The sequence below is a fragment of the Pseudomonas sp. PDM21 genome (genome assembly GCF_014852505.2).
Lineage (GTDB): Bacteria > Pseudomonadota > Gammaproteobacteria > Pseudomonadales > Pseudomonadaceae > Pseudomonas.
Map to the genome: position 1 here is coordinate 2,325,613 of NZ_CM181223.1, position 13,686 is coordinate 2,339,298.

Consider the following 13,686-nt stretch of genomic DNA (forward strand, 5'->3'; position numbering starts at 1 on the left):
GCAGCGATACCCATGCTGTCGGCGCGCAGGCATTGATGGGTATCGCTGCGCTCCACGCCATCCTACGAACGGCATTTCCTAGTGAGGCGCAGAACCGCTCGCAGTTGTACGCCGCTATGCGTTGCGCCATTGCTGTGCTCGGTGTGGTCCGGGTTCCGGCCAAACGGCGGATAACGCGTACCGCGTTATGCGCCCTACGTCCGTAGCCGCTTCGCCCAACCCCGCCAGCCGCTGCGCCCGGCAATCGGCGAGCGCCCGCCGAGGACGCGCGGCAGGTCGCCGAAGCTCACCCACAGATCATCCTGCCAATCCAGCACCCGCAGGCAGTGCCGTTCGAATTGCAACTGCACATGGCGCGGGCCGGCGGCATTGAACTGGCTGCGCACCTGCGGCACCACCGTGCCGCTGATCCAGCGCCGCAGCGCGCCATAGTCCGGCACGTTGAACGTCACCAGCGCCTGGTACACGGCGGATTCGCTCAGCAGCACGTAATCGAGTTCGAGGCCGTCCTCGGTCAGCAGGAGCCCCTGGCGAATCGGGTCGTCGGCCATGCGCATGGCCAGGCGTTCTTCGTGCGGGTAGCCGGTCACGCGGCAGAAGTCGGAGAGAATGAACCAGACCTGATCGTCGATCAGCAGGGACCGCAGGGTGCGGCGATTGCGGAGGAAGGGGAGTGGGGTTGGCAGGGATGAATCGTCCATTTCAGTCGCATCTCTACTGCGAGCAGACCACCTACGGACGATGTTGGATCAGCAGCCACACGATCCAACACGCCGCGTTCCGGTGGACGGCCCAAATGGTTGGGCCGCCGATACAGATCGGCGATTGTCTCTGGAGTTTCGGGCTGCTAATCCCGGCCCCGTCTTTTCCACGGGGCGGGTGGACGATAGAAGGATCAAGCTGACTCGGACAACAGAGGTGGCGGGCACCGTTCGCTCCGGGGGCGGCACTGCACGCTCTGTCTCAGTATTGCAGTCGATGCTGCAGCCATTTCGTTCGCGAAAGCTGTGGAGACTTGCTCAGGCCGCTCATTCAGTTCGCTCGCTCGGCCCTGAGTTGTTCGACGTTGCGCGACTTGCCGCCGTTGCTCTTGTAGTCACTCCAGTACGCTTTCATGTCCTCCTGGCACTGAACGATCTGCTCGCCTGCCTGACGCAGGTTCAGCTTGTTCACAAAGCCGGAAGTGGCGCCCACCTTCTTTTCGTAGGCGATGGTTTCGCGCGCTTCTTTTATGCGCAGATCGCAATCAAGAATCAGGTCGGCGGAGATACCGCGCTGTGCTTCAGGGGATGCGGCGTACTGGCGAGCTTCGGCGTCCTTCGCGGCGAAGTCGCGGGCGGCCAGCTGCTCAGGCGTGGGGTTGTCGTTGGCGTCCTTCAGGTATTGCACGGAGATCGGGTCGTCGATCGGTTTGCTGTACACCTGGGCGCGGATGACTTTCCAGAACGTGCTGCCGAAGCGAGTTTCCTTTTGCTTCGGTGCCTGGCTGGTGACCTGGTAGCTGGTGGCGGCGAGGTAGGGAATGCCGTTGGCCGTGGTGCGCGTCGTCAGCTGAAGTACAGCGCTGACGGTCACTCCAGCGGCCCACTCGTCCTGCGACAGGTTCTCGGTGACCTTGATCCATTGTGCCTCGCCACCGATCGGGTTGCCGTCGAGGGTACATCCGATTCCAAGGCGGGGCAGGTCGCTATCGCATTTGTGCCGTACTTCATCCAGCGGAGCCATCACCAAGTACTCCTGGGCGGCATGCGCGCTGGCAATAGGGAATAGCACGGCAGTAGTCAAGGTTAGGAGGGAGGTGCGTAGGAGGCGGTTCATGAGTGTTCCTTGGTCATTCGATAGACTCGCTGTTGGGCGGTGAGTCTGCAGTTTCTTTCAGCCGAAATGCCTTTCGCGGTGACAGTTTGGGCAAAGCGCAATGGCGTTCTTCACCGTGTCCTCGCCGTTCTGGGCGAGCGGTATTCGGTGGTGTACCTCCAGATACGGCGAGCTGTCGGATTTGCGCTTGAAGGGGGCTGGCTCCTTGCAGCCCTCACACTTCCCTTCTGCACGTAGCAATACCTCGGCGACCACATCGGGGTTGCGGTTAAACACCACTGCGCGGACCGTTTTCTTGCTCGGTATCTTTGGGGCTTTTGCCAGGCGGGTCCGTCGCTGCTCGCTTGAGTCTTGAAGCGCTTTCTGCACGGATTGCAGGAAGTCGACTTGGACGAGTGCCGCTTCGTTCAGCGAGCTGTCCCGGTACTCCGCGTACATAACCAGGGCGCGGCGATACATGTCCTTTCCACGCGTGTTGAGCGGCAGGATTTCCTCAGTTGGATCGAACGTCTGGCAAATGTCGGCGAATGCCGCGCTGGACTTGATATCGCCCAGCGCAAAGTCACCATTGTCGAGGTGCATTGCCAAAACTTTTAGGCGCCCGTCGATGGCGCCGGTGTAGTGCTTGATGGTCTTCTGGCTCTTGCCTTGGGCGATCAGCCAATCGTGAAACATCATCTACCGCGAGCTCTCTTGCCGCTGAATATCAGGTGCTACCGCTTTGTGAGTGGGCTGAGTCATTCCCCACCCACCCCATTGCGCTCATGCCGATAAACACTCACCGCCTCGTAAACCGCCTTGCGCAGCCGGTTGATGCCACCAATCGGGCGGTGTTCGGGGAGGGCGTGCCAGGGGTTGTAGGAGAGGTTGTCGCAGGCGAGGTTCTGCTCGCGGCTGTCGAAGTCCTGGGGCGGGATGCTGACGGTGGCGACGGTCTGGAAGGGGGAGTCCTGCTCGCTCCATTCGACGCTGACGTCTTCGATGGGCATGTACTTGTTCGGGTCCTGTTTCTGCACTTGCAGGGCGAAGCAGGCGGGGATGCGGTCGACCGAGAGTTGCTGGTACATCGCGGTGCGCAGGAAGTTGGGCAGCTTCTCGTTGAGCTTGGGCAGCTGGTAGGCCGGGCAGCCTTCGCTCAGCGGGATGACGCGGTATTTGATGTTGTTCGCGTCGCCCAGCTTGTAGGGGGCTATGCCGTTGTAGCCGGCCTGCAGGGGGCTGTCCGGGGCGGGGGCTAGGGTCTGCAGGGCGATGACCAGGTGGCGGATTTCCCAGGTGCTGGGCTTCCAGCTGGGGAAGAAGGCGGCGACCTTCTGGCCGCTGGCCTGGGCTGCGAAGTTCTGCCGGTATTCGGCGACGTCACGGACGAAGAACACCGGGTGGTTGAACATGACGAAGTCCTGCTCGGTGTCGTGGCCCTTGCCGGGCATCAGCTTGGTGCCGGGTACGTCGAGCAGTTTGATGGCCATGCCGCGGGCGTCGCGGGCGCTGTCGAACTGCGGGTAGGCGTTGCCGTTGGAGAAGCGGACCATGGCTTCCCATTTGTGCCCCGGTTCAGTGAACACGCCCTGGCGCAGGCCGGGGGCGAGGTCGCTGGCGACCGTGACTTCGGCCTTCACGCAGCCGTGGGCCTTGGCGTGTGCGTCGCGCAGTACGCGGGTGTTGTCGCGGTGCTGTTCGACGATGCGCACGGCGTCTTCGATGATGGCCTGGGTGAGCTGGGCTTCGCCCGGTGGGATTTGTTCCTGGGCGGAGACCGGGCCGGAGAATTTCCAGGCGTAGTAGAGGCTGCCGATGCCCCAGCCGAGCAGGCCGATGGCGACGACGGCGAGCAGCAGACGGCCGAGCCATTTGCCGAGGAAGAGCCAGATTCGGGTGAGCAGGGAGCGCATGGCACGGGGTCCTTTCGTGTTCTTTTTATGGAGGGGATTCCGTTCCCTGGCCCTTGCGGGTGCAGCGGGGTGGGCCTGGTGCCGGGCGTTTCCCTCTCCCTAACCCTCTCCCTGAAGGGAGAGGGGATGGGTTCGGTGTTTCGGTGGTGATTCGGAGCGAGGGCTGGCCCTCACACCAGCCCTGTCCCGGAGGGAGAGGGGGCGGATCGGTGTTCCGGGTTGGATCGGAGCTGGGCGTTTCCCTCTCCCCAGCCCTGGCTACGCGCCCCGCTCCGAAGGGAGAGGGAGCTGGTCCGAGTGGTGGCGTATTCCCCTGCCTGGCTCACTCGCACTTCGGCCCCGGCGTCCACGGCGGGGTGGGGAGGTTCGGGTCGAGCTTGCTTTCGTAGTCGGGGTTGCCCAGCACCTTCAGGTACTCCACCAGCGCCCAGCGTTCTTCCGGCGACAGGGCGCGGCCGATGACGCCGTCCTGGCGGCAGCCGTCGCGGAATTCGTGACCGCCGTTGCTGTTGCCGGTGACGCTGGTCTTGTAGAGGAAGCCGCCGGGGAAGCGCTCGGTGCGGTAGCCGGCGTATTTCGGGTCGTACTCGAAGCTGCCGACCCAGAACTGGCTGTCGCGCTCGGCCACCGGGGAGAGCATCTGGAACAGGTTGGGCACCGAGCCGTTGTGCAGGAAGGGCGGGGTGGCCCAGATGCCGTCCAGCGGGCGGGCCTTGTAAGCGCGCAGTTCGCGGACGCCGATGGGCAGGCCGTAGCCGTTCATTTCCTGCTGCTGCAGCGGGCTGATGTGCGCGTCACGGTAGGCGCGCTGCTCGACGAAGGCGGTGACGTAGGCCAGGCCCTTGGCGGCGGAGATCTTCGACAGGTCCAGCGCGTCGGATTTGGGCACGAGGACCACGTTCATGTTCTGCAGCTCATCGAGCTTGAGCTTCAGCGGGCGCACGTCGAAGGTGTGGTCGGCGATGTTGTCGGCGGTGGTCGGGTCGGTGCCGATTTCGCTGGTGGGGACCATCTTCATGCGCCACTCGGGCACGCGGGCCGGGGCGATGTAGTCCTTGGCGCCCGGCTCCTTCACGTGCGGGCCGTGGCAGTACACGCAGTTGGCCTGGAACAGGGCGCGGCCCTGGGAGGCCTTCTTCAGGTCGATCTCGCCGAAGACATCCTTCGGCCAGGCCGGCGGCTTGAGCTGCTTGAGGGTCTCTTCCAGGGTGTAGAGGTCGCGCAGGCGCACGCTGGAGGCGTAGCGCTCATCGCCCATCACCGGTTTGCCGTCGCTCTCGAACATGCGCAGGGTGGCGCCGACGCCGAGGGCCTCGCCGATGTTGCGTGCCATGGGCTGCATGGCCGAGCCGTTCCACTGCACCCAGTCGAACTTCCAGATGTCCCACACCTGCGGGTAGTTCACCGGGGCATTGGCGACGCGGTAGTTGGAGGCATCGATGCCGTCGCCGAAAACGCTGTTGGCGATGCGGCCGAAGGCGTCGGCGCGGCCGGGGCCTTCCAGGGTTGGGTAGAGGCCGCGGTGGGTGTCGTTCCAGGCGGTGGAGACCAGGGTGCCAAGCACGTTGCGCACGTCGCGCTTGAGTGCGGCCTTGCCCTTGGGATAGCGGTCGCCCAGCACGCCCTTGGCGAAGCGGTCGAACTTCCACGGCACGTAGTAGGTGGAGGCAAGGCTGGCGCCCAGCGCCTGGCCGAACGCGCCGCCGCGCAGGGTAGGCACGGTGGAGGCGATGGAGTGCATGGCGGCGCCGCCGTCGATGCGCACAGCGGTGCCTTTGTAGCGCAACTCGCCGGTGTGGCAGGCGGAGCAGGTGATGTCAAGGTACCAGGCGCCGCTCTCGCCGTCCTGGTGGCGGGCGAAGCCGACCGGCAGGTTGCCGGGGTTCCTGGAGGTGGCCGCCAGGGTGTCGTCAGCGTCGCGACCGATCTGCTCGGGCTCGATGAGGAAGCCGAAGCGCGCGAGGTTTTCGGGGCTGGCGAACTTGTCCCTGGAGAAGGGCTGCTCGAGGTGGGTGAACCAGTCGTAGCGCAGGCCTTTCACCTGGGTGCCCTGGGGCGTGTAGTAGTAGGTTTCGCGGTCTGCCGGGCTCCACTGGTCGAGGTGGATCATCTTCTCCGGCCTGGAATACTCGGGGAGATTGGGATGCGCGGTGTACCAGGCGATGACGCCCCCGATGAGCAAAAGCAGCAGCAGGACTGCAAGTAGGACGCGGCCGATAATGCGCATCGAAACTTCCTTGTTATGTGTGCGAAAAAGAATCGGACGTTTATGCCAAGTACGCGGCGGCTTGGCAAGGTGATGCCGTACGGAATTCAGGGTTTTTATGGTGGGTTACGGGGCTGGGGCGGGGTGTTTGCGGATTCGCGGGGAAGTGGTGGTGTGGCGACAGCATGGGTATCGCTGCGCTCCACCACATCCTACGGAAAGCTCCGAGGCGGAAATTTGGCACGTCGTAGGATGGCGTGGAGCGAAGCGATACCCATCGTCCTTCAGGTGAATGCCTAGGACGCGGGGCGCAGTTCCAGCAGCAGGCTCAGGCAGATCGCCGCGCCGATCAGTACGCCGACCACGCTGGCGATGATCAGCGGCCAGCGCAGGCCAGGACTGTCGGCCTCGTCATCGGGAATGCGCGCGTGGATGACGGGCCAGAGCTCGTCCGGCGGCGGCAGTTCCGGCCAGGGTTCGTCGCTGGCTGGTGGGGAAGGGCGGTCGGCGAGCTGGTAGAGCAGGGCGATCATCCAGTCCAGCGCGGCGATGCGCGTGGGGTGGTAGCGGTCGGCGTCGGTCCAGACGTGGAGGAAGGTGTCGACCAGCAGGGCTTCCGCTTCTGTCTGATCGGTCTTCAGTTTCAGCGCCAGTGGGTAGAGACGCGAGGCCGTGCTGCGGTACAGCGTGGCAAAGGCGCGCGCGTCGCCGTCGCCGCTTTCGGCGAGCAGGTAGCTGAGGAAGTTCGCTTCGTCCGGGTCGATGACGGCCTCCGGCGGTGTCGCGGCGAGCGGCGTGGCTGGAGGGTAAGGATAGTCGTGGGCTGTTTGTAGGAGCGAGCTTGCTCGCGAATGGCGTTACCGGCAGCTCCGGTGTAGGGCGGTTCGCGAGCAAGCTCGCTCCTACAGAATCGTAGGGCGAATAACCTGGAACAGGTTATCTGCCGGCTCTTGAACGGCGGATAACGCTGGCGCGTTATGCGCCCTACGGGGCTACAACGTTTGGGCTGACGACAGAGTCTCGCTGTAGGAGACGCGGGGGGCGCCTAACCCATGCCCGCGATCGCGCGCCTGGCGCGCTCCTACAGGGGAATCGATTCGTACGGCGTGAGTCAGGCCACGTCCTCGAACGGCAGGCCGACGTAGTTTTCCGCGATGGTCGTGCGGCCAGCCTCGGAGCCGAGGAAGTAGTCCAGCTCGGTCTCCAGCATGCGCCGGGTGAAGGCGTCGCTGTCGGGGAACTGGTGCAGCATCGAGGTCATCCACCAGGAGAAGCGTTCGGCCTTCCAGATGCGCCGCAGGGCGATGGGCGAATACTGTTCCAGCAGGTCGACGCGGCCCTCGCCGTAGACCTTCACGAGGATGCGGTGCAGCGCGTCGACGTCGCTGGCGGCGAGGTTCAGGCCCTTGGCGCCGGTGGGCGGGACGATGTGGCCGGCGTCGCCGACGAGGAACAGCCGGCCGTATTGCAGCGGCTCCACCACGAAGCTGCGCAGCGGGGCGATGCTCTTTTCCAGCGACGGGCCGGTGACCAGCTGGCGTGCGGCGTCCTCGGGAATGCGGCGCTTGAGTTCTTCCCAGAAGCGCTCGTCGGACCAGTCTTCCACCTTCTCTTCCAGCCCCACTTGCAGGTAGTAGCGGCTGCGGGTGGCGCTGCGCTGGCTGCACAAGCTGAAGCCGCGCTCGCTGCTGGCGTAGATGAGTTCGTGGTTGACCGGCGGGGTGTCGCTGAGCAGGCCAAGCCAGCCGAACGGGTAGACGCGCTCGAAGACGCTCAGGCGCTCGGCGGGAATGCTGCGGCGGGCCACGCCGTGGAAGCCGTCGCAGCCGGCGATGTAGTCGCAGTCCAGGCGCACGTGTTCGCCCTGGTGAGTGAAAGTGACGTAGGGCTTTTCGCTGGTGACGTCATGCAACGCCACGTCGGCCGCTTCGTACACGCTCATCGCGCCGCTGGCTGCGCGGGCCTGCATCAGGTCGCGGGTGACTTCGGTCTGGCCGTAGACCATCACCTGCTTGCCGCCGGTGAGGGCCTTGAGGTCGATGCGCTCGCGGCGGCCATTGAGGACCAGTTCGAAGCCGTCGTGGAGCAGGCCTTCGGCGTCCATCCGGGCGCTGGCGCCGGCTTCGCGCAGCAGGTCGGCGGTGCCTTGTTCCAGTACGCCGGCGCGGATGCGGCCGAGCACGTAGTCAGGCGTCTGGCGTTCGAGGATCACGGTGTCGATGCCAGCCTTGTGCAGCAGCTGGCCAAGCAGGAGGCCGGCAGGGCCGGCGCCGATAATGGCGACTTGAGTCTTCATGGGGTGGCTCCTTGGAGAGCGCTGTTGTTTTTGTCTCCTGCATTTTTTGTGGATGGGATCGGCCTTTGAAGGTAATTTCCAACAGTCTTCTTGGATTTTTCATGGATGTGGGCGGTGATCGAACAATGTGCTGACACGCCGGTCCCGGTGTTCCGCCTGTATGGCGAGACGACGGTGTGGCCGACGCCGGATCTGATCCACTGCGAGTCCATCGCTTCGCGCAGCCGCCTGCACGACTGGGAAATCCGCCCACACCGGCATGGCGACCTGGTGCAGCTGCTCTATGTGCAGTCCGGCGCGGCGGAGCTGGAAGTGGAAGGGCGGGTGACGCCGGTCCGCGAGGCTTCGCTGCAGGTCACACCGGCGCTGGCTGTGCACGGCTTCCGCTTTGCCGAGGACGTGCAGGGCTGGGTGCTGAGCATGGGCCTGCCGCTGGCCGAGCAGCTCGGCGGCCTGCTGCAAAGCCCGGTGCTGGAACAGCCGGCGTGCTTCGCCGTGGGCGAGGGCAAGCGCCAGCTGGATGCGCTGTTCGAGTCCATCGAGCGCGAGTACGCCCAGCATGCGCCGGGCCGCGACCTGATGCTGCAGTCGCTGCTCAACATGCTGCTGGTCTGGCTCAGCCGCCGGGCGCTGGAGCAGGCACGCGCCCAGGCGAGCCAGCAGGATCGCGGCGTCGAGCATGTGCATGCGTTCTCCCGCCTGCTCGAGCAGGACTTCCGTTTACACCGGCCCATCGAGCATTACGCGGCGGCGCTGGGGATCAGCGCCGCGCACCTCAATGCGCTGTGCCGGCGACTGGCCGGGCAGTCGGCGTTGCAGATGATCCACCAGCGCCTGCTGCTGGAGGCCAAGCGCAACCTGGTGTACACAGCCATGACCATCCAGCAGGTGTCGGACAGTCTGGGCTTCTCCGAACCTGCCTACTTCTCCCGATTCTTCAAGCGCTACGCCGGGGTCTCGCCCCGCGCGTTCCGCGAGCCGCGTTGAGCCGCCATGAATATCGATTCGCGTATCAAGTTCCGCCACCTGGTGTGTTTCCTCGAAGTGGCCCGGCAGGGCAGCCTGGCCCGCGCGGCGGACGCCCTGGCGGTGAGCCAGCCGGCCATCTCGAAGACGCTCAAGGAACTGGAGGACCTGCTCCAAGCCAGCCTGTTCGAGCGCGGCAAGAACGGCGCCAGCCTGACCGAGGCGGGCGTTGCCTTCCTGCGCTATGCCGGCCCTTGCGTGCAGGCGTTGCGCGACGGGGTGAACAGCCTGCGCGGCGGCGAGTACGCCTCCAGCACCGTGCGCCTTGGCGTGCTTTCCACCGTGGAAAGCCTGCTGATGCCGGAGACGGTACGGCGCCTGCACGAGCGCCATCCGGCGCTGGTGGCCTGCGTGGTGACCGGGCCGAGCGCGCACCTGCTCTCGCAACTGCGCGTGGGCGAGCTGGACCTGGTAGTCGGCCGCATGACCGAAAGCCCGCAGATCCAGGGCCTCGCCTTCGAGCACCTGTACAGCGAATCCATGACCCTGGTGGCCCGCGCCGGGCACCCGCTGCTGGGCCGACCGCTGCCGCCCTCGGCGCTGGACGACTGGCCGCTGGTGCTGCCGCTGGCCGGCACCACCATCCGCAAGTCCGCCGACAGCCTGCTGGTGCAGAGCGGCCTCGGCCAGCCGCGTCGCCGACTGGAAACCCTGTCCACGGTACTCAGCCGCCGTTATGTATTGACCAGCGACGCGCTGTGGATCGCCCCGCTGGATTCGGTGCGCCTGGACCTGCGCTCCGGCGAGCTCGTCGAACTGCCTCTGGATGTACAGGAACCGGGCGGTTCAGTAGGGGTTTGCAGCAACTCGACGCTGCCGCTTTCGCTCGGTGCGCATTGGTGCCTGGAGGTGCTGCGCGAAGTCGGGGAAGCGTACCGCGAGGGGGTTTATCCATAACTTATTGGTTATGGATGGTGAGCGTCTTTTCAGTTTTCGGCGTCGGGTAGGCGGGCGACACTCCGTCGCACTGCCTGATGCAACAGGCTCCTATAAATCGAACAAGAGGAGACCGACATGTCCGACGCGGAAAACAGCCGCTTCGTCATTCGTGACCGAAACTGGCACCCCAAAGCCCTCACCCCCGACTACAAGACTTCCATCGCCCGCTCCCCCCGCCAGGCGCTGGTGAGCATTCCGCAATCGGTCTCCGAAACCAGCGGTCCGGACTTCTCGCACCTGAAGATGGGCGAGCACGACAACGACCTGCTGCTCAACTTCAACAACGGTGGCCTGCCCATCGGCGAGCGCATCATCGTTTCCGGTCGGGTCATGGACCAGTACGGCAAGCCCGTGCCGCACACCCTGGTGGAGATGTGGCAGGCCAACGCCGGCGGCCGCTACCGCCACAAGAACGACCGTTACCTGGCGCCGCTGGACCCGAACTTCGGCGGTGTCGGCCGTGCACTGACCGACAGCGAAGGGCGCTACGTCTTCCGCACCATCAAGCCCGGCCCGTACCCGTGGCGCAACGGCCCGAACGACTGGCGCCCGGCGCACATCCACTTCTCCATCAGCGGGCCGTCGATCTCCACGCGGCTGATCACCCAGCTGTACTTCGAGGGTGACCCGCTGATCCCGATGTGCCCCATCGTCAAGTCCATCGCCAACCCGGACGCGGTGGAGTCGCTGATCGCGAAGCTCGACATGAGCAACGCCAACCCCATGGATTGCCTGGCCTACCGCTTCGACATCGTGCTGCGCGGCCAACGCAAGACCCATTTCGAGAACAAGTGAGGAGGACCGACCATGCCTATCGAACTGCTGCCGGAAACCCCCTCGCAGACCGCCGGCCCTTACGTACACATCGGCCTGGCGCTTTCCGCCGCTGGCAACCCGGCCCGTGACCAGGAAATCTGGAGCGAGATGGCCAAGCCCGGCGCGCCCGGCGAACACATCCTGCTGATCGGTAACGTGTACGACGGCAACGGCCATCTGATCCGCGACTCCTTCCTGGAGCTGTGGCAGGCGAATCATGAGGGTGTGTATGACGCGGCCTACGATCAGGAGAAGCCCTTCAATGGCTTCGGACGCACGGCAACGACCTTCGATGCCGGTGAGTGGCAGGTGCAGACCATCAAGCCCGGCGTGGTGAAAAACGCCGCCGGCGTGCCCATGGCGCCGCACATCAACGTCTCGCTGTTTGCCCGTGGCATCAACATCCACCTGCAGACCCGCCTGTACTTCGAAGACGAGGCGCAGGCCAACGCCGTGGACCCGGTGCTGAACCTCATCGAGCAGCCCGAACGTCGGCAAACCCTCATTGCAAAGCGTTGCGAGGTGGACGGAAGGCTCGCTTACCGGTTTGATATCCGCGTCCAGGGAAATGCGGAAACGGTGTTCTTTGACTTCTGATACACGACTACATGAAACATCCGCCGAGCCGGTCGCCGACCGTGTCCGGCGGCATTTCGCCGCCGCGCTCGATGAGCGCGGCTACCGCGCGGATGATGCGCAGATGGCAGCGGTGGACCACCTCGCGAGCTGGCTCGACGACTTCCTTGCCGGTCGCCATGGTTTCCTGCGCAAGCCGGTGGCGGGCGTCTACCTGTGGGGCGGGGTGGGGCGCGGCAAGAGCTTCGTCATGGACCAGTTCTTCGCTGCTGCGCCGACCCAGGCCAAGCGCCGCGTGCACTTCCACGCCTTCCTGCAGGAACTGCAGGTGCGCATGCTGGCAATCACCGGGCAGTCGGACCCGCTGGTGCGCGTCGCCCGCGCCATCGCTGAAGAAACCAGGCTGCTGTGCTTCGACGAATTCCACGTGCACGACATCGGCGACGCCATGCTCCTGGGGCGAATGCTGAAGGTATTGGTGGACGAAGGCGTAGGCCTGGTCTGTACGTCCAACTACGAGCCGGAAAACCTCTGTCCGAATCCGCTGTACCGCGAGCGCTTCCGCCCGGCCATCGAGCTGATCGAAAAGCGCTTCGACGTGATCTCGGTGGACGCCGGACAGGACTACCGCGAGCACAGCACATCGCTGGAGGAGTGGGGTAGCTTCCTCTGGCCGGCGCGCGCCGATGACCTCGAGCTGATCGGTTCCCGGCTGGGGCTGGCGACGGACGCGAAGTTCGACGAGGTACTCAGCGTCAACCACCATCCGCTGAAGGTGCACGCCCACGACGATCATTGTGCGTGGATGGATTTCAGCGAGATGTTCGAACGCCCGCGCTCGGCCAACGACTACCTGTGGCTGATCGAGCACTACCCGCGCATGGCGGTGAGCGGCCTCGGCCCGCTGGCGGACTACCCACCGGACGTGAGCATGCGCTTCCTCAACTTCATCGACATCGCCTACGACCGGCAGCTGAAGCTGCAGCTGTTCGCCACGGTGTCGCTGGAGGACCTGGCGGCGGGCGGTGCGGCGCTGGATTTCTCGCGCACGCTGAGTCGGTTGCGGCAGTTGAAGCTGGAGCCGCTTTAGGTAGCGTCTGGCGGATTGCCTTTGCAGGGGCAGGCGATGCCTGCGCTCGAGTGCGTGGCGCGCCCCTGCGGTGTTCTAATAAGCTCTGTTCGATAATCGATCGGTCGTGTTGCGATAATCGCCCGCGCGTGTCGATAATCGCCCGGCATTCGCCTGCCAGGACAACAACAATGACCGACGCTCCCCGTGCCAGCCTGCCGCCCCTCGCGCCGCCGATCATCGCTTCGCCCGCCAAGCGCATCGAGGCCTTCACCGGCGACCCGAATTTCATGACCTCGCTGGCCCGTGGCCTGGCGGTGATTCATGCGTTCCAGGAGCGCAAGCGCCACCTGACCATCGCACAGATCAGCCACCGTACCGAGATACCCCGCGCCGCTGTGCGCCGCTGCCTGCACACGCTGATGAAGCTAGGCTACGTCACCTCCGACGGCCGCACCTATTCGCTGCTGCCCAAGGTGCTGACCCTCGGTCACGCCTACCTGTCCTCGACGCCGCTGGCAGTCACCGCCCAGCCAATCCTCGACCGTTTGAGCGAGCAATTGCACGAAGCCTGCTCCATGGCCACGCTGGAGGGCGACGAGATTCTCTACATCGCCCGCTCGGCCACGCCGCAGCGCCTGATCTCGGTGGACCTGAGCGTTGGCAGCCGCCTGCCGGCCTACTGCACGTCCATGGGCCGCATCCTGCTTGCCGGGCTGAACGACGATGCGCTGGAGGATTACCTGGCCCATGCCGACCTGCAGGTGAAGACCAGCCGCACCGTGCATACCCCGGAAATGCTCCGCGCGAGCATCGCCGAGATCCGCCAGCAGGGCTGGGTGATCATCGACCAGGAACTGGAGGTGGGCCTGCGCTCCATCGCCGTGCCGCTGAAGGACTCCGCCGGCCAGGTGCTGGCTGCGCTGAACGTCGGCACCCACGCCGGCCGCGTCTCCCGCCAGGAACTGGAAACGCGCTTCCTGCCGGTGCTGCTGGAGGCCAGCCGCGAACTGGGCACGCGGCTGTTCCATTGAGTGTGAGGGAGGTC

At 65.1% G+C, this 13,686-nt stretch carries 13 protein-coding genes; 6 read left to right on the top strand and 7 right to left on the bottom strand.

Going from position 1 to position 13,686, the window contains the following annotated elements; translation table 11 throughout:
- Positions 1–194: 194 nt before the first annotated feature.
- The 7 genes from IB275_RS11090 to pobA form a co-directional block, all read right to left on the bottom strand.
- Positions 195–701: a BRO-N domain-containing protein gene (locus tag IB275_RS11090; protein WP_192295472.1), complete on the bottom strand. Its 507-nt coding sequence runs from the start codon at positions 699–701 to the stop codon at positions 195–197.
- A 331-nt stretch (positions 702–1,032) separates the two neighbouring features.
- On the bottom strand, positions 1,033–1,818 hold the full coding sequence (locus IB275_RS11095) for a hypothetical protein (RefSeq protein WP_192319095.1): 786 nt from the start codon (positions 1,816–1,818) through the stop codon (positions 1,033–1,035).
- 57 nt (positions 1,819–1,875) lie between these two features.
- Positions 1,876–2,496, bottom strand: coding sequence for an HNH endonuclease (locus IB275_RS11100; protein WP_192295474.1), 621 nt, complete (start codon positions 2,494–2,496; stop codon positions 1,876–1,878).
- A 59-nt stretch (positions 2,497–2,555) separates the two neighbouring features.
- Complete coding sequence (locus IB275_RS11105; protein ID WP_192295475.1) at positions 2,556–3,710, bottom strand: catalase family protein; 1,155 nt, start codon at positions 3,708–3,710, stop codon at positions 2,556–2,558.
- A gap of 322 nt (positions 3,711–4,032) precedes the next feature.
- Positions 4,033–5,937: a di-heme-cytochrome C peroxidase gene (locus IB275_RS11110; protein WP_192295476.1), complete on the bottom strand. Its 1,905-nt coding sequence runs from the start codon at positions 5,935–5,937 to the stop codon at positions 4,033–4,035.
- Positions 5,938–6,212: 275 nt separating this feature from the next.
- Positions 6,213–6,449 (bottom strand): hypothetical protein, encoded by a 237-nt coding sequence (locus IB275_RS11115; protein ID WP_192295477.1) that lies wholly within the window; start codon positions 6,447–6,449, stop codon positions 6,213–6,215.
- 578 nt (positions 6,450–7,027) lie between these two features.
- On the bottom strand, positions 7,028–8,212 hold the full coding sequence (pobA, locus tag IB275_RS11120; RefSeq protein ID WP_192295478.1) for a 4-hydroxybenzoate 3-monooxygenase: 1,185 nt from the start codon (positions 8,210–8,212) through the stop codon (positions 7,028–7,030).
- Between the two features lie 117 nt (positions 8,213–8,329).
- Between pobA and IB275_RS11125 the strand changes: the two genes are divergently transcribed.
- From IB275_RS11125 to IB275_RS11150, 6 genes are all read left to right on the top strand, one after another.
- Positions 8,330–9,199 carry a helix-turn-helix domain-containing protein gene (locus IB275_RS11125; RefSeq protein WP_192295504.1) on the top strand — a complete coding sequence of 290 codons (870 nt, stop codon included), beginning with the start codon at positions 8,330–8,332 and terminating at the stop codon, positions 9,197–9,199.
- A gap of 6 nt (positions 9,200–9,205) precedes the next feature.
- A complete protein-coding gene (gene pcaQ, locus IB275_RS11130) occupies positions 9,206–10,135 on the top strand; it encodes a pca operon transcription factor PcaQ (RefSeq protein WP_192295479.1) in 930 nt (309 codons plus the stop codon).
- A 117-nt stretch (positions 10,136–10,252) separates the two neighbouring features.
- A complete protein-coding gene (gene pcaH / locus IB275_RS11135) occupies positions 10,253–10,972 on the top strand; it encodes a protocatechuate 3,4-dioxygenase subunit beta (RefSeq protein WP_138216277.1) in 720 nt (239 codons plus the stop codon).
- Positions 10,973–10,984: 12 nt separating this feature from the next.
- A complete protein-coding gene (gene pcaG, locus IB275_RS11140; protein ID WP_151186601.1) occupies positions 10,985–11,590 on the top strand; it encodes a protocatechuate 3,4-dioxygenase subunit alpha in 606 nt (201 codons plus the stop codon).
- Positions 11,580–12,659 carry a cell division protein ZapE gene (zapE, locus tag IB275_RS11145; RefSeq protein WP_192295480.1) on the top strand — a complete coding sequence of 360 codons (1,080 nt, stop codon included), beginning with the start codon at positions 11,580–11,582 and terminating at the stop codon, positions 12,657–12,659. Before pcaG ends, zapE begins: the two co-directional genes overlap by 11 nt.
- 170 nt (positions 12,660–12,829) lie before the next feature.
- Positions 12,830–13,672, top strand: coding sequence for an IclR family transcriptional regulator (locus IB275_RS11150; RefSeq protein WP_017519476.1), 843 nt, complete (start codon positions 12,830–12,832; stop codon positions 13,670–13,672).
- Positions 13,673–13,686 lie beyond the last annotated feature (14 nt).

Excerpts from the sequence above, each read along its gene's own strand:
- IB275_RS11090 (WP_192295472.1), bottom strand. The coding sequence starts at position 701 with ATGGACGATTCATCCCTGCCAACCCCACTCCCCTTCCTCCGCAATCGC.
- IB275_RS11095 (WP_192319095.1), bottom strand. The coding sequence starts at position 1,818 with ATGAACCGCCTCCTACGCACCTCCCTCCTAACCTTGACTACTGCCGTG.
- IB275_RS11100 (WP_192295474.1), bottom strand. The coding sequence starts at position 2,496 with ATGATGTTTCACGATTGGCTGATCGCCCAAGGCAAGAGCCAGAAGACC.
- IB275_RS11105 (WP_192295475.1), bottom strand. The coding sequence starts at position 3,710 with ATGCGCTCCCTGCTCACCCGAATCTGGCTCTTCCTCGGCAAATGGCTC.
- IB275_RS11110 (WP_192295476.1), bottom strand. The coding sequence starts at position 5,937 with ATGCGCATTATCGGCCGCGTCCTACTTGCAGTCCTGCTGCTGCTTTTG.
- IB275_RS11115 (WP_192295477.1), bottom strand. The coding sequence starts at position 6,449 with ATGATCGCCCTGCTCTACCAGCTCGCCGACCGCCCTTCCCCACCAGCC.
- pobA (WP_192295478.1), bottom strand. The coding sequence starts at position 8,212 with ATGAAGACTCAAGTCGCCATTATCGGCGCCGGCCCTGCCGGCCTCCTG.
- pcaQ (WP_192295479.1), top strand. The coding sequence starts at position 9,206 with ATGAATATCGATTCGCGTATCAAGTTCCGCCACCTGGTGTGTTTCCTC.
- pcaH (WP_138216277.1), top strand. The coding sequence starts at position 10,253 with ATGTCCGACGCGGAAAACAGCCGCTTCGTCATTCGTGACCGAAACTGG.
- pcaG (WP_151186601.1), top strand. The coding sequence starts at position 10,985 with ATGCCTATCGAACTGCTGCCGGAAACCCCCTCGCAGACCGCCGGCCCT.
- IB275_RS11150 (WP_017519476.1), top strand. The coding sequence starts at position 12,830 with ATGACCGACGCTCCCCGTGCCAGCCTGCCGCCCCTCGCGCCGCCGATC.